The organism is Pseudomonadota bacterium, assembly GCA_041395565.1.
Classification (GTDB): domain Bacteria; phylum Pseudomonadota; class Gammaproteobacteria; order UBA9214; family UBA9214; genus UBA9214.
Genome location: JAWLAI010000006.1, coordinates 93,658 through 111,425 on the forward strand (window position 1 = coordinate 93,658; position 17,768 = coordinate 111,425).

16 protein-coding genes and 1 pseudogene are annotated in these 17,768 nt (G+C 63.0%); 14 read left to right on the forward strand and 3 right to left on the reverse strand.

Annotation, left to right across the window (positions count from 1 at the left end; all coding sequences use genetic code 11):
* Positions 1-36 precede the first annotated feature (36 nt).
* From R3F42_10165 to R3F42_10175, 3 genes are all read right to left on the reverse strand, one after another.
* Positions 37-1,806 (reverse strand): DmsC/YnfH family molybdoenzyme membrane anchor subunit, encoded by a 1,770-nt coding sequence (locus tag R3F42_10165; protein ID MEZ5542399.1) that lies wholly within the window; start codon positions 1,804-1,806, stop codon positions 37-39.
* Positions 1,807-1,816: 10 nt separating this feature from the next.
* Positions 1,817-4,021 (reverse strand): nitrate reductase, encoded by a 2,205-nt coding sequence (locus tag R3F42_10170; GenBank protein ID MEZ5542400.1) that lies wholly within the window; start codon positions 4,019-4,021, stop codon positions 1,817-1,819.
* A 94-nt stretch (positions 4,022-4,115) separates the two neighbouring features.
* Positions 4,116-4,289 (reverse strand): hypothetical protein, encoded by a 174-nt coding sequence (locus R3F42_10175; GenBank protein ID MEZ5542401.1) that lies wholly within the window; start codon positions 4,287-4,289, stop codon positions 4,116-4,118.
* A gap of 972 nt (positions 4,290-5,261) precedes the next feature.
* Between R3F42_10175 and R3F42_10180 the strand changes: the two genes are divergently transcribed.
* The 14 genes and pseudogenes from R3F42_10180 to R3F42_10245 all read left to right on the forward strand — a co-directional run bounded on the left by R3F42_10180 (position 5,262) and on the right by R3F42_10245 (position 17,760).
* Complete coding sequence (locus tag R3F42_10180; GenBank protein MEZ5542402.1) at positions 5,262-6,458, forward strand: alginate export family protein; 1,197 nt, start codon at positions 5,262-5,264, stop codon at positions 6,456-6,458.
* A gap of 473 nt (positions 6,459-6,931) precedes the next feature.
* On the forward strand, positions 6,932-8,260 hold the full coding sequence (locus R3F42_10185; GenBank protein MEZ5542403.1) for a CmpA/NrtA family ABC transporter substrate-binding protein: 1,329 nt from the start codon (positions 6,932-6,934) through the stop codon (positions 8,258-8,260).
* Between the two features lie 101 nt (positions 8,261-8,361).
* On the forward strand, positions 8,362-9,270 hold the full coding sequence (locus R3F42_10190) for an ABC transporter permease (GenBank protein ID MEZ5542404.1): 909 nt from the start codon (positions 8,362-8,364) through the stop codon (positions 9,268-9,270).
* Between the two features lie 36 nt (positions 9,271-9,306).
* The gene (locus R3F42_10195) at positions 9,307-10,188 is read left to right on the forward strand and encodes an ABC transporter ATP-binding protein (GenBank protein ID MEZ5542405.1); all 882 of its coding nucleotides are present in this window, start codon (positions 9,307-9,309) and stop codon (positions 10,186-10,188) included.
* A 39-nt stretch (positions 10,189-10,227) separates the two neighbouring features.
* Positions 10,228-10,851, forward strand: a complete 624-nt coding sequence (mobA, locus tag R3F42_10200) for a molybdenum cofactor guanylyltransferase MobA (GenBank protein MEZ5542406.1) — start codon at positions 10,228-10,230, stop codon at positions 10,849-10,851.
* A gap of 440 nt (positions 10,852-11,291) precedes the next feature.
* Complete coding sequence (locus R3F42_10205) at positions 11,292-11,477, forward strand: hypothetical protein (GenBank protein ID MEZ5542407.1); 186 nt, start codon at positions 11,292-11,294, stop codon at positions 11,475-11,477.
* 36 nt (positions 11,478-11,513) lie between these two features.
* Positions 11,514-12,962 (forward strand): Fe-S cluster assembly protein SufB, encoded by a 1,449-nt coding sequence (gene sufB, locus R3F42_10210; GenBank protein ID MEZ5542408.1) that lies wholly within the window; start codon positions 11,514-11,516, stop codon positions 12,960-12,962.
* A gap of 28 nt (positions 12,963-12,990) precedes the next feature.
* Positions 12,991-13,743 (forward strand): Fe-S cluster assembly ATPase SufC, encoded by a 753-nt coding sequence (gene sufC / locus R3F42_10215; protein MEZ5542409.1) that lies wholly within the window; start codon positions 12,991-12,993, stop codon positions 13,741-13,743.
* On the forward strand, positions 13,740-15,086 hold the full coding sequence (gene sufD / locus R3F42_10220; GenBank protein MEZ5542410.1) for a Fe-S cluster assembly protein SufD: 1,347 nt from the start codon (positions 13,740-13,742) through the stop codon (positions 15,084-15,086). The genes sufC and sufD overlap by 4 nt, the downstream gene beginning before the upstream one ends.
* Positions 15,083-15,430, forward strand: a complete 348-nt coding sequence (locus R3F42_10225) for a DUF59 domain-containing protein (GenBank protein ID MEZ5542411.1) — start codon at positions 15,083-15,085, stop codon at positions 15,428-15,430. The genes sufD and R3F42_10225 overlap by 4 nt, the downstream gene beginning before the upstream one ends.
* A 17-nt stretch (positions 15,431-15,447) precedes the next feature.
* On the forward strand, positions 15,448-15,786 hold the full coding sequence (locus R3F42_10230) for an iron-sulfur cluster assembly accessory protein (GenBank protein ID MEZ5542412.1): 339 nt from the start codon (positions 15,448-15,450) through the stop codon (positions 15,784-15,786).
* A complete protein-coding gene (locus tag R3F42_10235; GenBank protein MEZ5542413.1) occupies positions 15,783-16,223 on the forward strand; it encodes a SufE family protein in 441 nt (146 codons plus the stop codon). Before R3F42_10230 ends, R3F42_10235 begins: the two co-directional genes overlap by 4 nt.
* A gap of 592 nt (positions 16,224-16,815) precedes the next feature.
* Positions 16,816-17,478, forward strand: a pseudogene (locus R3F42_10240) (MBL fold metallo-hydrolase).
* Positions 17,479-17,574: 96 nt separating this feature from the next.
* Positions 17,575-17,760, forward strand: a complete 186-nt coding sequence (locus R3F42_10245; GenBank protein ID MEZ5542414.1) for a hypothetical protein — start codon at positions 17,575-17,577, stop codon at positions 17,758-17,760.
* Positions 17,761-17,768: the final 8 nt, after the last annotated feature.

The window sequence follows — 17,768 nt, forward strand, 5'->3', positions numbered from 1 at the left end:
ACGTGGTCTGTCCCTAATTACCCTTCATACCCCTACTCAATGCCCCTCCGGCAGCACACCCACCTGCGGCAGTTCGGCCAGGCCGGTCTCGCGGGCATGCGCCTCGAAGGCGCGGTTGCGCCAGAAGAACGCGCCCGGCATGGTGGTGGGTATGACCAGCACATAGAACAGCGCACGTCCGAGTATCGCCGCGACCACGGCCAGCGGTGCCAGCAGCAACAGCGGCAGCGTACTCCCGGTTACCGACAGCCACAGCGCCAGCAGCAGGCTGGCGGCCAGCAGGCCGTTGCGCAACCGGTAGGGCCAGCCGTAGCGGGTGGTCTGCTGAAAGTGGGAAACGACACCCTCGTGTTCGGCGCAACCCATGTCGCGCGCGTGCACGAACAGACCGACTCCTTCCACCGTAAAACCGGCGGCCATGACGCTCCCCAGCGTCGCTGCCAACGCCGGGGACAGCAGGCCCTGCGCGAGCGCCAGCAGCCCCAGCAGCAGGCCGCCGAGGGCCAGGCCGGCGCCGATGAAGGCGGCGCCCGTGTGCCAGTGATCCCAGAACGGGCGCGCCTTGATGCGGTACAGCCGGTACATGTAGTAACCGCCCACGGCCAGCCCCAGCAGTCCTGCCGCCATGCTGGCGGACTTGAGCAGCCCGGCAAACGGGAACGTCGGCAACAGGGTGAAGCACGCATACCCGGACAGTCCGGCAAAAAACAGCGAGACACCGGCGATTTCCCGGCTCACCGGCGACAGGCGCCAGTTGTTGAAGCCGCGGTAGAAGCGGTGCGGCTTGCCCAGATGCATGTTGAGCCGGAACAGCCCGAAGCCGATCAGCACCAGCATGACGGTCAGGCTGGCCAGGGTGTCGAGCACGGCAAGGCCGGGCAGCGTGACCAGCAACGCGAACGCGCCCATGACCGCCTGCGTCGAGAGGGTGAACGCGACATGGGCGTTTTCATGCGAACCGAGCAATGACTTCAGGTTCCACGCGCACGCGGCACCCTGCTCGGGATCCAGCTGCGGCACGAACGTGTCGCTTGCATCATCCTTGTGATATTTCAGCGGCATGCTGTCCACGCGCCGCATATCCCGCTGCGTCACCCGGGTCTGCTGGAAGCGGATGTTCGGATGGGTGATGTCGGTACGCGGAAAACCGGGGATGCTGGTCTTCGCCTGGCAACGGCCCTCCGGGATGTTCTCGATCACGCCGAAATCGAGCGCCTTGCCGAGGCAGGCCGTCACGCAGGCCGGTTTCAGTCCCGCCTCCAGCCGGTCCACGCACATATTGCACTTCGTGACCTGGCCCTTGACGGGATCCAGCTGCGGCGCGTTGTACGGGCAGACCCAGGTGCAGTAGCCACAGCCGAAGCAGATGTCCGGGTCCTGCAGCACGGCGCCGTACTCGGCGAACTTGGTATAGGCCCGGGTCGGGCAACCTTTCAGGCACACCGGGTTGTCGCAATGGTTGCAGGCCATCGAGATGTTGATGCGCTGGTAGTCGGGATAGGTGCCCCCCTCGACGAAACCCACCGAGCGGAAGGCGATGTGCGCCGGGTTGTCGTTCTTCTCCGAGCAGGCGGCCTCGCAGGCATGGCAGGCGATGCAGTTGTCGGCGTTGAAGAAGAAACCGTGCTGCCGGTAGCGGTTGGGATTGTCGCCGATGCCGTCGTCGCCGTTGATGGCGAGGCTCTGATTGCGCAGCGCATGGCCTTCCGGCACCGTCTCGATCGGCTTGCCGTAACGGTTGGCACTCTGGCTGGTCGGATCGTGCAGCCGGGCGTAGGCAGGTTCGTCGGGGCGTACGGGGAACATCGCTGCGCGCTCAGAAAGTGCGCCGTTCCATCGACAGGCGTGCCGCCGCCCACTGGTCGGCAAGCTTCTCGATGCGCACGGCAGACTGCTTGAAGGCCGGCTGACGCGAATAGGGATCGAGCAGGCCGAGGGTCAGCCGGTTGGCGCAGTCATGGTAGTGGAACGGCAGGAACACCATGTTCCGCGGCACCCGCTGGGTCGGCTGCACCATGGCCACCGCATCACCGCGGCGCGACACGAGGCGCACGTACTCGCCGCGCCGGATATCCAGCTCGGAGGCCAGGTCGGGATTGATCTCGATGAAAGGGATCGGACTGAACTTGTTGTTGTTGGCGATCTTGCCGGTCTTGGAGCGGCCATGCCAGTGTTCGATGAGACGACCCGTGTTGAGCCATACCGGATATTCGGCGTCGGGCACCTCGTTGTTGTCGACGAAGGGCAGCGGGATCAGCCGGGCGCGGCCGTCCGGGTAGCTGAAGGTCGCAGCCTCGGTATAGAGGCGTTTGCCCCCCCGCGGCGGCGCCTCGCCCTGTGCGCGCTGCGCGGCGGTATACGGCCACTGGATGCCGCGGTTGCGCTCGATCAGGTCATGGTCCATGCCCGAGATGTCCGCGAGCCGGCCGCGCGAGATCTGGCCCATTTCCAGGAAGATCTCTGCAGCGGTTTCCGGGAATTTCACCCTGCCGTCCCGGTTGAAGCGCTCCGCCACCCGGTTGAAGATCCACAGGTCCGGCTTTGCCTCCCCCGGCGGGCGGGTGACGGGCCTGACGCGGTTGATGCGCCGTTCGGTGTTGGTCATCACGCCGTCCTTTTCCGCCCAGGTGCCTGCCGGCAGGTAGACATGCGCATACTGGGCACTCTCCGTGTCCTGATAGCAGTCCTGCACGCAGCAGAATTCGAGCTGCTCCATCGCGCGGCGGATGCGGGCGGTGTTCGGCAGCGAGGACATGGGGTTGGTCGCGATCAGCCACAGCCCCTTGATCTGCCCCGCCTCCATCGCCTGATAGATGTCGGTCTGGAACATGCCGCGTTGCTTGGGGAAGAATTCCGGGTCGATATTCCAGAACCGGGCGATCTCCTCGCGGTGCTCGGGCACCTCGAGGTAGCGGTAGTTCGGCAGACCGGAACAGGACGACCATTCGCGCGTGCCCATGGCATTGCACTGGCCGGTGATCGACAGGCTCGTGCCGCCCGGCTTGCCGATGTTGCCGGTGATCAGGGCCAGGTTGTTGATGCCCACCACACCGTCCGAGCCGTGCGTCGACTGGTTGATGCCCATGGTCCAGATCTGCATGGCAGCACCGGCCCTGGCGAAGGTGCGCGCGACGACGCGAATGGTGTCCTCGTCGATGCCGCAGATCCTGGCGGCGGTCACCGGGTCGTACTTTTCCACCTCGGTGCGCAGCGCCTCGATGCCCGTCGTATTGGCGTCGATATAGCGCTGGTCCTGCAGGCCTTCCCGCAGGATCACGTGCATCATGGCGTTCATCAGCACGACATCGGTGCCCGGCGTGATCGGCAGGTGGATGTTGGCGTTCTGCGCCAGCATGGTCACGCGCGGGTCGACCACGATCAGCGGGAAGCCGCGCTGTTCCTGGGCTTCCTTCAGCCGCCAGTAGATGATCGGGTGCTGTTCCGGGAGATTGGAGCCCCAGGCGATCAGGCAATCGGTGTGTTCGAAGTCCTCGTAACAGCCGGGCGGACCGTCCGAGCCGAAGGAGCGCTTGTAGCCGGATACCGCCGAGGCCATGCACAGCGTGGTGTTGCCATCGTAGTTGTTGGTGCCGATCAGGCCGCGGGTGAGCTTGCCCAGCGTGTAGAACTCCTCGGTCAGCATCTGGCCCGTGGAGATGATGGCGAATGAATCAGGGCCGTGCCGTTCCTGTACCCCACGGATCCCGTCGTGCAGCCGGTCCAGCGCGGTATCCCAGGCGGCCGGCTGCCACGCCTCATGCCACCGGTCCCGCAGCAGGGGTTGCAGGCCCCGCCCGGCGGAGTCGAACAGTTCGTGTTCGAAGATTCCCTTCAGGCACAGCTTGCCGCGGTTGACGTCGGCATCCGCAACGCCGCGCGAACTGACGGGAACGCCCTCAGCGTTCAGCCCCACCTCGATCGAACAGCCGGTGGAACAGTAACCGCAGGTGGCATAGCGCCACTCCTGCACACCCTTGTCGGCGATCCGGATGGGGTTCTTGTTACCGCGCCCGAACAGCATGCGCTAGCACGTCGCGTGCCGGTTCATGGGACCGGCCGTCATGCAGCGGGCTGCCGTGCTGCCCACTGGCCACACCGGGATGCAGCACAGCACTTCAGTGCACGCGCCGGGTGGCAACCGCCGCGGGGCCGGCAGGCCTGGGTTCGTGCAAGCCGGGCAATGCCGTCTGCTGCAGGCGCAGGGGAATCTCCGGCTGCCGCTTGCCGGTCTGCTCCGTGACGAATTCCTGCAGGCCCAGTTCCAGGTTGAGCTCGACTCTGATCTTCATCGCTGTATCCTCTGTGCGTTCAACAAGCCCTGATCGGCGCTACACCGGCACGGCCAGGCTGCCTTAAGCGCTGCAATCTCTGTACCAGAACCGGTCCACCACCGGGGATGCCTCTAAGCTGCTGAATTGCAGCGGTCGTCATGCCGGATCGCACGCGTGTTGCGGATCCGGCTGCGCGGCGCGCGCACCATGTCGGCGCAAGATACGGGTCGACGCACCGCTTTGAATCCAGCCGGCGCTCCGGCCCCGCGACCGCCGCCACACGGCTGCATCATTAGAGTCGGGCACTGCGTACCGGACCGCGAGCACGCGCCCGGTTCGCAGCCGGGCGTCCGCACCGCACGGGTGCGGGACGATGGCGCGCCGGCGCGCTGCAGGTTCGCGTCGGCCGCGGGTCGCCCCGACCATGCGCGGGTACCCCTGCCCGCGCGCAGCCGCCGCCGCTGGCGGCACGGACGCGATCGCAGCGTGCCGCGCTGCGGACGTCGCTCGCTGTTGCGTACGCCGGCATGCGCAGCGCCGTCGCGCACGCTGTCTGACTGTCATCCCGGGTGTCATCCGCAGTCGAACAGCCGCACTGTTCCCGTGCGCTCGCGCGACCATGCGGCACCAAACCAGCACAACAAGCGGTGGTGAGCTGGCGTCGTGCAATGCCATCTGCCTGTAATACTGGAATTAAATTTCCTGGCATGTTTCGTGCTAGCCAGGCAAGCGACAGGCTGCATCCGGCCAATGCCGGTCGGGTGCAATGAGGCGGCGTAACTGCCGGCTATCGAACAATGGCGTTCTGCGCAGCGGTTCCAACCGCTGCGAAGTGCGCCATTTTTTTTGGCCATGACGCGGACGGAGACACCAGGCAGCAGGACCGGGACGGATACCGTGCAAGGGACACCTGCAGAGCCGCCACCCGGTCGACCGCCACCCGCCTGTCACGCGACACCGTACCAACACCACACTCAGAGAGAGATGATCATGCACACCCCGCTATGCACACGCCACACGCCGGTACTGACCGGCATCATTTGTACGGCACTGACCTGCCCGGCCGGCGCCGCCACGTTCACCGAGGCCCTGGTCTCCGGCAAGCCGGAACTCGACCTGCGCCTGCGCTACGAGAACGTCGACCAGGACAATCCCCTTGAGAATGCGGACGCGTTCACCCTGCGGACACGGCTGGGATACCGGACCGGGACCTTCCGCGACTTCGCTGCCTTCGTGGAAATGGAAAACACCACCGCCATCCTGGGCGACGACTACAACAGCACGCGTAACGGCAAGGTGCAGTACTCCACCGTCGCCGACCCCGAAGTCACGGAGGTGAACCAGTCCTATCTCGACTATTCGGGTTTGCGCGACACGCTGATACGTGCCGGGCGGCAGCGCATCGTGCTGGACAATGCGCGTTTCGTGGGCAACGTCGGCTGGCGCCAGAACGAGCAGACCTACACCGGCGCCCTGCTCAGCAACCAGTCGCTGCCGGACACCGTGCTCACCTATGCCTACCTCGACGAGATCAAGGACATCTCGGGCAACGCGACCGACGTCCACGCCCACCTGCTCAACGCCAGCTATGCCGGCCTCGGCTTCGGCACGCTGACCGGCTACGGCTATCTGATCGAGTTCCGCGACAGCCCGCTGCTGTCCCAGCAGACGTGGGGCCTGCGCCTGGCGGGGGCCACGGAGCTCTCCGGCTTCAAACTGCTGTACACCGCCGAATTCGCGCGGCAGTCCGACTACAAGGACGGCAACGATGCCATCGACGCCGACTACCGCCTGCTGGAAATCGGCGCCGAAGTCTCCGGCATCACCGGCAAGGTCGGTTACGAACTGCTGGGCGCCGACAACGCCTTCTCCTTCGAAACGCCGCTGGCCACCAAGCATGCCTTCAACGGCTGGGCCGACGTCTTTCTCAACACCCCTGACGGACAGGGGCTGGAAGATATCTACGTGCTGGCCAGCGGCGGCATCGCGGGGGTGAAGCTGACCGCCGTGTACCATGATTTCCAGGCCGACACCGGCGGCGCCGACTTCGGCACGGAACTCGACCTGCTGGCGGCGAAGAAGTTCGGCAAGCACTACGCGGCCGGCATCAAATACGCGAGCTATGACGCGGACACGTTCGCGGTGGACACCGACAAATTCTGGCTGTGGGGCGAAGTCAGCTTCTGAACGCGCCCTGCCTGGTACCGGCGCGGCCGTGGTGCGGGCGGCAAGCGGTCAGCGTGTGCCGCCCGCGCACTGCACCGACAGGATGCACGGAATGCACGGGCGGCGCCTGTTCATGCACTGTCCATGTGCAAATACACGGCGCATACGCTCCCGGCTATGGTGATTGTCGCTGTAAATCAGCGCATTGCCGTTATGGCACGGAAACTGCAAATTAACGAGTCGATACCGGCCGCAATGTCGCTGCCACGGGTATCACAGACTGAACAGTTTCAAATTGGAGGCAGCCAATGGCGGCTGCCGCGGACAACGGAGTCCACAGGATCGCACCCCGGGCGGCGGGGCGGGTCATGTGGGCTTTTTTTTTGATCAGAGCACGACAAGGAGCGAGCATGAAACACAGCAATCCCTTCCGGCGGCTGGCCGGTGCAGTCCGGTCATTGCAGCGTATCGGGACATATTGCATGGCGGGCGCCATGCTCGCCGCGGCGACGGCCACCCCGCTGTCCGCCGCTGCCGGCAAGCTGGAGAAGGAGGACCTGAAATTCGGCTTCATCAAGCTGACCGACATGGCACCGCTGGCCATCGCCTACGAGAAGGGATTCTTCGAGGACGAGGGGCTGTACGTCACGCTGGAACCGCAGGCCAACTGGAAGGTGCTGCTGGACCGGGTCATCGACGGCGAGCTCGACGGCGCGCACATGCTGGCCGGCCAGCCGCTCGGCGCCACCATCGGCTTCGGCACCAAGGCACACATCATCACCGCGTTCAGCATGGACCTGAACGGCAACGGCATCACCGTCTCCAATGACATCTGGGAACAGATGAAGGCGCATGTCCCGCACGAGAACGGCAAGCCGGTACACCCGATCAAGGCCGACTACCTGAAACCGGTGGTGGAGAAGTACATCAAGGAGGGCAAGCCCTTCAACATGGGCATGGTCTTCCCGGTTTCCACGCACAACTACGAGCTGCGCTACTGGCTCGCGGCGGGCGGCATCCACCCCGGCTTCTACGCACCCGAGAAGGGCGACATCACCGGCCAGATCCAGGCCCAGGCACTGCTGTCGGTCACGCCGCCGCCGCAGATGCCGGCGACGCTGGAAGCCGGCACCATCTACGGCTACTGCGTGGGCGAGCCGTGGAACCAGCAGGCCGTGTTCAAGGGCATCGGCGTGCCGGTGATCACGGACTACGAAATCTGGAAGGACAATCCCGAGAAGGTGTTCGGCGTCTCCAGCGAATGGGCGCAGCAGAACCCGAACACCCACAAGGCGGTGCTCAAGGCGCTGATCCGCGCCGCCATGTGGCTCGACTCGGGCGGCCTGGCCAACCGCAAGGAAGCGGCGAAGATCATGTCCCGTCCGGAGTATGTCGGTGCGGACTACGAGGTGATCGCCAACAGCATGACCGGCACCTTCGAGTACGAGAAGGGCGACAAGCGCTCGGTACCGGATTTCAACGTGTTCTTCCGCTACAACGCGACCTATCCCTATTACTCCGATGCGGTGTGGTACCTGACCCAGATGCGGCGCTGGGGCCAGATCGCCGAGTACAAGCCGGATGCCTGGTACATGGAAACCGCGAAGCAGGTCTACCGCCCCGACCTGTACGCCGAGGCGGCCAAGGAGCTGATCGCCGAGGGCAAGGCGAAAGCCGAGGATTTCCCCGATTTCGCCACGGAAACCGGCTTCCGCCCGCCGCAGACCGAGTTCATCGACGGCATCACCTACGACGGCACCAAGCCGAACGCGTATCTCGCGCAATTCCCGATCGGCCTGAAGGGCAAGGACAAGGTGAACTGAAACGGACGGTGCGTGACCGGCCGTACACAGACGAGGTAATAACCATGACGACGATTACACTGAAGACCTTCCGCAGGGAGGACTACCAGGAGGCCGTGCGGATGTTCGTGCTGCCACTCATCGCTTTCGCGCTGTTCCTGGCACTCTGGGGTGCCGCCGCGGCACGCATCGAGACCTCGCTGGGCCAGGTGCCGGGCCCGGTCGAGGTCTGGCGGCAGGCGCTAAACCTGGTCGACGAACATCGCGCGGAGCGGGCCAAGGAAGCCGCCTTCTATGAACGGCAGGAACAGCGCAACCGCGAGAAGCTCGCCGCCGATCCCCAGGCCGAGGTGCGCATCCGCCCGTACACCGGCAAGCCGACCTTCCTGGACCAGATCTTCACCAGCCTGAAGACGGTGTTTACCGGCTTTCTGCTCGGTTCCATCATTGCCGTGCCGATCGGCGTGATCTCCGGGCTCAGCACCAACGTGTACCGGGCGATCAACCCGATCGTACAGATCTTCAAGCCGGTCTCGCCGCTGGCCTGGCTGCCGATCGTTACCATGCTGGTCAGCGCGCTCTATGTCACCGACGACCCGATGTTCTCCAAGTCCTACCTGACCTCCGCGATCACGGTCACGCTGTGCTGCCTGTGGCCGACGCTGATCAACACGGCCGTCGGCGTATCGTCCATGGACCGCGACCTGGTCAATGTCGGCAAGGTGCTGCGCCTGGGCTGGTTCACCACGGTCTGGAAGATCGCCCTGCCCTCCGCGCTGCCGATGATCTTCACCGGCCTGCGCCTCAGTCTCGGCATCGGCTGGATGGTGCTGATCGCCGCGGAGATGCTGGCGCAGAACCCCGGGCTCGGCAAGTTCGTCTGGGACGAATTCCAGAACGGCAGCTCGAACTCGCTCGGCCGGATCATGGTCGCGGTATTCACCATCGGCATCATCGGCTTCCTGCTCGACCGCGGCATGCTGATGATCCAGCGCCGGGTATCCTGGGACAAGGATGCCGTGCTGCGCTAGTAACCGCGATAACCAAGGATCAACCAGGAGAGCAACATGTCAGGCGAACATCTCAACATCGATCACGTGTCCATGGTGTTCGATACACCGGGCGGCAGCTTCACCGCGCTGGACAACGTCAACCTGGTCATCGGCAAGGGCGAGTACGTGTCGCTGATCGGCCACTCCGGCTGCGGCAAGTCGACCGTGCTCAACGTGGTCGCCGGCCTGCTGCAGGCGACCACGGGCGGCGTCGTGCTGGACGGCACGGAAGTCGACGAGCCGGGCCCGGACCGCGCGGTCGTGTTCCAGCACCACTCGCTGCTGCCCTGGCTCACCGCCTACCAGAACGTCGAATTGGCGGTGAAGACGGTGTTCCGCCGTCAGAAGAGCAAGGCCGAGATGAAGGACTGGATCGAACACAACCTGCGCCTCGTGCACATGGAGCACGCCATGGACAAGCTGCCCGGCGAGATCTCCGGCGGCATGAAACAGCGCGTGGGCATCGCGCGCGCGCTGGCGATGCAGCCCAAGGTGCTGCTGATGGACGAACCCTTCGGCGCCCTCGACGCGCTCACCCGCGCCCACATGCAGGACTCGCTGATGGAGATCCACGCCGAGCTGGGCAATACCGTCATCATGATCACGCACGACGTCGACGAGGCGGTGCTGCTGTCGGATCGCATCGTCATGATGACCAACGGCCCGGCCGCCACCATCGGCGAGGTGCTGGACATCCGGCTGGCGCGGCCGCGCGATCGCGTCGCGCTGGCCGACAGCGCGGAATACAACCATTACCGCGCCGCCGTGCTCAAGTTCCTCTATGAACGCCAGCGCCGGCCGGGCGGCGGCGCGTCCGTGAAACAGGAAAAGGAACCCGCGGTAGCAGAGGAACCGGAGAAAACGCTCCGGGTGGTGGCCGGCACGGCGACGGGCTGACGGTCGCGTACCGTAACCGCCTCCTGCCCTGCTGACGGCATGCAGCGCCACGTCGCCGCTCCCCCACCCGTCACCGGTGTCATTCTGGCCGGCGGCCGCGGCCGGCGCCTGGGCGGCCGGGACAAGGGCCTGATCGAGTTCGCCGGGCAGACGCTGGTGGAACGCATCGCCGCGGCACTGGCGCCACAGGTAAATGAGCTGCTCATCAGCGCCAACCGCAATCTCGAACAGTACCGGCGCACCGGCTATCCCGTCGTTACCGACCGCTGGCCGGATTTCCGCGGCCCGCTCGCCGGCATGCTCGCCGGACTGGAACAGGCGTCCCATGAACACGTTGTGTTCGTACCCTGCGATACCCCCACCCTGCCGCCCGGCCTAGTCTCGCGCCTGGGCACCGCCATGGCGCGGGGCGACCGGCAGGCCGCCATGGTTCATGACGGCATGCGCGCACACCCGGTTTACTCGATGCTGTCCCGCGACTGCGCTGCCACCCTGCGCGCCCGCCTGATCGCGGGGCACTATCGCGTCGAGGACGCCATGACCCAACTGGATGCGGTAACCGTGGATTTCTCGGACCGGCCGGAGGCCTTCTTCAATATCAACGAACCGGACGACCTGCGGGAATTGGCGCGCACCGGTGAGACACCGTCCTGCATGCCCTGAGGGTCGCAACAAAGAGCAGTCGGCCAAATGATCGAATCGGCATCGGACCCCATTTCAAATCCCCACAAGAAAATCTCAGGCTGTATCCGCTCAGAAGGACTAGACGAAGCCCATTCACCCCACTCCTCGCCTGGCTGCATCCCTGGCAGCACTGTGGCTACCACAACAGATACACGCAAGCTGTGTGCTATGAGCCAGGTTTCCTGGAGTCGAGGTCATTTCGCCTCAGCCAAATGAATTCCAGATAATTTGAATTAATCCATTAAAACAAAAACTTATACATCGAAGAGACAGCTTCACCGGTGTCTCGATCTATCCCGTCATGGATAGCCATACTCCCCCGATTAATACTTGACTGTTTTACTCAGGTTTTTAGAATAATTCCCGAGTATTTTAGTCAGGCTTTTATCGCTTGCTATGTCAATACAAGGAGGATGGTCATGCCGAATGCTGAACTGTTGACGCCGTATGACACCCGCGAAGCCATGTATCACGAGGCACTGGAGGCATTTATCAGGACCAGCGCCGGGTACATGGATCTTGAGATACCGGAGATACCAGCGGTCTTGCTGACCGAGACAGCGCGTGCGCGTTGGCCGGCCGTTAATGTCAGGAAGTCGGCCTGAGCCGGTTTTGGATTGAGCCGTGCAGGAGAACAGCATATGAACAGCACGAACCAGGCAGTTGAAGCATTCGTTCGTGACGAGTACGAACACGGATTCATCACGCCAATTGAAGCCGACACCCTGCCACCCGGTCTCGACGAAGCGATCATCCGTGCCATCTCGGCGCGCAAGCACGAGCCGGATTGGATGCTGCAGCGTCGGATCGCGGCCTACCGGCATTGGCAGACCATGACCGAGCCGGACTGGGCCCACCTCAAGCATCCGCCCATCGATTTCCAGGGTATTTCCTACTACTCCGCACCGAAGGGCCGGAATGATGGCGCGAAAAGCCTGGACGAAATCGATCCCGAACTACTCGAAACGTATCGCAAGCTAGGTATACCGCTGGACGAGCAAAAGGCGCTCGCCGGCGTCGCTGTCGATGCGGTATTCGACAGCGTCTCGGTAGCCACCACCTTCCGAGCGAGTCTTCAGGAAGCGGGTGTGATTTTCTGCTCCATGTCGGAGGCGGTACGCGAGCACCCAGACCTGGTGCAAAAATACCTGGGTTCCGTCGTGCCGCATACCGACAACTTCTTTGCCTCGCTCAACAGCGCGGTGTTCAGCGATGGGACATTCGTGTACGTACCCGCCGGTGTGCGCTGTCCGATGGAACTGTCTACCTATTTCCGCATCAACGAGGCGCGAACCGGCCAGTTCGAGCGCACCCTGATCGTGGCCGAGCCCGGCAGCTACGTCAGCTACCTGGAGGGTTGTACCGCACCGATGCGCGATGAAAACCAGCTGCATGCCGCAGTGGTCGAGCTGGTGGCAATGGAGGACGCGCAGATCAAGTATTCCACGGTGCAGAACTGGTATCCGGGCGATGCCGAGGGCCGCGGCGGGATTTACAATTTCGTCACGAAGCGTGGCGATTGCCGCGGGGACCGTGCACACATCTCCTGGACCCAGGTAGAAACCGGTTCCGCCATCACCTGGAAGTACCCCAGCTGCATCCTGCGCGGCGACGGCTCGGTCGGTGAGTTCTACTCGGTCGCTGTTACCCGCGGCCGGCAGCAGGCCGACACCGGCACAAAGATGATCCACATCGGACGTAACACACGCAGCACCATCGTCTCCAAGGGCATCTCGGCCGGCGAGGGTCAGAATGCCTATCGCGGCCTGGTACGCATGACACCGAAGGCGGAGAACGCACGCAATCATACCCAGTGCGATTCACTGCTGATTGGAGGACGCTGCGGCGCGCATACCTTCCCGTATATCGAGGTGCGCAACCCGACGGCCAGTGCGGAGCATGAGGCCTCCACCTCGAAGATCGGGGAGGACCAGCTGTTCTACTGTCGACAGCGCGGTCTCGCCGAGGAGGACGCCGTATCCATGATAGTGAACGGTTTTTGCAAGGAAGTCTTCAACGAGCTGCCGATGGAGTTTGCCGTGGAGGCGCAGAAGCTGCTCAATGTCACCCTCGAAAATGTCGTCGGCTGAACACATTACTGATCAACGGAGCAAGCACATGCTGAATATAGACAAGCTGCAGGTAAGCGTGGAAGACAAGCCCATCCTCAATGGCCTGGACCTGAAGGTCGGGCCAGGTGAGGTGCATGCCATCATGGGCCCGAATGGTTCCGGCAAGAGCACGCTCGCCCATATCCTGGCCGGCCGCGATGGTTACCGCGTCGACGGTGGCAGCGTGACATTCGCGGGTGAGGATCTGCTTGCACTGGCGACCGAGGAACGAGCCCAGCGCGGACTGTTCCTCGCACTTCAGTACCCGGTGGAGCTGCCCGGCGTCAACAACATGGTATTCCTGAAGGCTGCTCTCAATGCGGTGCGCGCCGCACGCGGCGAACCGGCGCTCGATGCGATCGCCTTCATGAAGCGGGTGCGCGAGCGGCTCGCGCTGGTGCAGATGGATGAGACGTTCCTCAAGCGCAATGTCAATGCCGGCTTCTCGGGCGGCGAAAAGAAACGTAACGAGATTCTGCAGATGGCCGTGCTGGAGCCCCGTCTGGCGATTCTCGATGAAACCGACTCGGGGCTGGATATCGATGCCCTGCGTGTGGTCGCCGACGGCGTCAACGCCCTGCGCAGCCCGGAGCACGCCATGATCGTCGTGACCCATTACCAGCGCCTGCTGGACTACATACAACCCGATTTCGTGCACGTGCTCGCGGGAGGCCGCATCGTTCGATCCGGCGACAGGAAGCTGGCGCTGGAACTGGAGAAGAAAGGTTACGGCTGGCTGGATGAGGAGGAAGCGGCATGAGCGCAAACACTGCCATGACCCTGGATCGTTATCGCGAGACCCTGGCACAGGATCAGCCGCAGCTTGCCGCTGACAGCCCGCCCTGGCTGGCCCAACACCGTCGTGATGCGGCGCATAGCCTGCGAGTGCTCGGCTTTCCGCAACGCCGCCAGGAGGCCTGGCGTTACACCAGTATCGACCGGCTGCTGCAGCATGATTTCGTTCCAGACGCCGGTTTAGCCGAACCGGTCATCGACATCGAGCGTTGGCGACTGCCGCGGCTTGATGCACATCGGGTGGTATTGGTCAACGGCCGGTTCGTGCGCGGTCTGTCCAGCCTTGCAGAACTGCCCCCCGGGGTGACGGTAGGGGGCCTGAAGCAGCAGATCACAGGCAATTCCATGCTGCCAGCATGCTGGCTCGGTCTGACAGCCGGTGAACCGGCACATATTTTCAATGCACTCAACAGCGCAGCCATGGAGGACGGCCTGTTCATCCACTTAGGACGAGATCAACGGCTGGATCGACCCATAGAGGTTCTGCACCTGACGGATGTACCAGGCGCTCCTGTCGTGGCCCACTCGCGCAATCTGGTGCTGCTAGAGCCCGGCGCACAAGCTACGCTGGTCGAGCGTTTCGCGGGCATGGATGGCTCGCTGTATTTCAGCAACGGACTGAGCGAAATCGTTCTACTGGACGGTGCCGGCCTGGAGCATTACCGGCTGCAGGAGGAAAGCCATACGGCCTTTCACCTGCACAGCCTCTTCATCAAGCAGCACGAAGGCAGCCACTATCGCAACAGCGGTTATGTGCTAGGTGGCACCTGGTCGCGGACCGAGCTGACGATTGACTTCGCCGGTACGGCAGCAGCCGCCGAACTCGACGGCCTGTATCTTGCCGGCGAGCAACAGCTATCGGATGTGCATATCGACATCCGTCACGGCGTGCCAGGCTGCACGAGCCGGAGCCGCTACAAGGGTCTGCTGCATGGCAGGGGACGCGCCGTTTTCGATGGCCGCATCGAGGTCAGTGCGCATGCCGGTAAAAGTGATGCACACCTGCACAACGACAACCTGCTGCTCAGCCGCAACGCCGAGGTAGACACCAAGCCGCAGCTGGTAATTCATGCCGACGATGTGCGGTGTAGCCATGGCACCACTGTGGGCCAGCTGGATCAGGCACAGCTGTTCTACCTGCGCTCGCGTGGCATCGAAACAGCCGATGCGCGACGCCTGCTTTGCCTGGGCTTCGTTGGCGAGATCCTGGAACGCTGCAGGATCGCGCCGTTGCGCAAGCGGATCGAGGCCGGCATTTCGCGACGGCTGCTAGATGCAGGCGACATTATTGCGGAGCATTCAAAATGATCACGCAGCCTGCACAGAAACAGGGTACAGCATCCGCGACAGATCACACGGAGAAGGCAGTCATCGAGGCACTGCGCGCGATTCAGGATCCCGAGATTCCCGTCAATATCTATGACCTCGGCCTGATCTACGGGCTCGATCTTCGAGAAGATGGTCATGTCGATATACGCATGACCCTGACGACACCGGCCTGCCCGGTCGCCGAGTCGATACCGGGACAGGTAGAGTGCGCTGTGCGCAATGTGGCCGGCGTCAGCTCGGTTCGGGTCGAGCTGGTCTGGGATCCGCCATGGTCCCGCGATCGGCTGGATATGTTCACGCGCCTGGAACTGGGCTTGCTTTGACGACAGGAGGATAACGAATGGCTATACAACTCACCCAGGGCGCTGCGGCGCATCTTCGCAGGATACTGGAACAGCAGGAAGGCAGTGTCGGTTTGCGTCTGGGTACACGCAAGAGCGGCTGCAGCGGCTTTTCCTATGTCGTCGAGACTGTCGGCAGGATCGATGACGACGACACGGTATTCGAAAGCTGCGGGGTAACGGTAGTGGTCGACCGCAGCAGTCTCCCACACCTTGACGGCATGACGGTAGACTATGTCAGGGACGGACTGCTCAACGAGAGGCTGGAATTCATTAACCCGAATGCCCGGTCTACCTGCGGGTGCGGTGAATCCATCGCCTTCGGGGAAACAGCATGACTGCACTGTCCGACATTGTCTCGACCTTCGAGCTGCTGGGAGACTGGGATACGCGCTACCAGTACTTGGTCGAACTCGGGGAGCAGCTTCCACCACTAGAGGATCGGGCGCGTATCGAGCCAAACCGGGTCAAGGCCTGCATGAGCAGGGTCTGGGTGCATGCCTGGGAGGATCCTGCAGCACCGGGACACATACGCTTTGGCGGTGACTGCGATACCGGCATTATCAAGGGTGTACTGGCCCTCTTGATCCGGCTCGCCGACGGCAAGACAGTGAACGAGATCGACGCCATCGACATGGATGAGTTCTTCGGGCAGCTGCAGCTAGCCGAGCATCTTTCACCCAACCGCCATGTTGGCGTCTATGCGATGGTTGATCTCATGAAACAGCAGGCTGCTGCTGCCGCGACCAGGCTGCGCCGCGCCATCCCTGTTTAGGCATTCTTCCGCATCTGCGACCAGCACCCGACCCAACAATGCAGCAAGCAAAGCAGCACTTGTCACCTCCCGCTTCAGGCCCGCAAGGAAGCGCTGCATGAAGCTATAGCCACGTCTACAACTGACTCGAGTCATTCCTTGACATTGCCAACTTGGAGTTGAAGACCTGCCCGTGGAGGCGTGAGCGCACACGATGGAATGGTCCCGCGACGCTGGGAAGCTGATCGGCAGTACCGATGCGATCGAACGATTGCGGGCTTAGGTCATTCCTGAAGAGGGATGCCTGGCATGATGCGGCACGACCAGCCCCAGCGTCGCAACAATAACCAGTGTGCTCACGACCTCCCTGTGCCGGCATCCACAGGAAGCGATCAAGCCCAAGCAGCAGGCAGATATACCATCCCTGCCATTGGCAGGGACCGAACCGCCTCCGGCAATGATCAGGTTTTTCCGATCTATTTTTCAATTTATTCGAATTTTCCAGATGCCCGCCCGGGATTAGATTGTAATCAAGCCCCGCTGGCGAAGCCGCAGAGACTGAGGCGGCAAACGGCGCTCGTGGGGACAGACCTGACGTAATGGAGGCGCAACCATGATCTTCCGTCAACTGTTCGACAGAACATCGAGCACCTTCAGCTACCTCCTGGCGGAACGCCTGGGCGGCGAGGCGCTGCTGATCGACCCGGTGCTGGAAAACACAGATGACTACGTGCGTCTTGCCAGTGAACTCGACCTCCGCCTGGTACTCGCGGTCGACACCCACATACACGCCGATCACATCACGGCACTGGGGGCACTGCGCGCGCGAACGGGCTGCGCGACCGCGCTGGGTGAAATGACCCGGGCTGAATGTGTTTCGCTGCATTTGCGCGAGGGTGAAAGGCTTGCGGTGGACAACCTGCGACTCGATGTCCTGTACACGCCCGGCCATACGGACGATTCCTACAGCTTCCTGATGCACGACCGCGTGTTCACCGGTGACACCCTGCTGATCCGCGGTACCGGGCGCACCGATTTCCAGAACGGAGACCCGGCTGCCCAGTACCACAGTTTGTTCGGCAAGCTGCTGCGTCTGCCGGAAGATACGCTGGTGTATCCAGCGCATGACTACAACGGCATGACCGTAAGTACGATCGGCGAGGAGATGCGCCACAACCCGCGCCTGCAGGTGAGGGGTAAGCAGGAGTACATCGATATGATGAATGCGCTTGTACTCGACACCCCGCGACTCATGGACATCGCGGTCCCCGCCAATCGCGCATGCGGAGTACGCAATGCCGCATGATCCCGCGGACCAGAACCACGACCGGGAGCTGTTTCGCACTGCTGTCAGACAAGAGGAGTAAGTGAAATGAACATTCTCGACTCGGTATTTTTCGGCATGCTTGCCGGCCTTTTCACGCTGAAGGTGTTGCTGCTGGCAACTGCGGCGGTACTGCTGGTACACGTACTGGCAAAGCGTCCGGTGCTGAGCAGGGCCACGCCGGCACCGCCCCGGACCCAGCGCAGCCGGCCCCGGGTGGACGTCCATGCCTGACCGGCTTA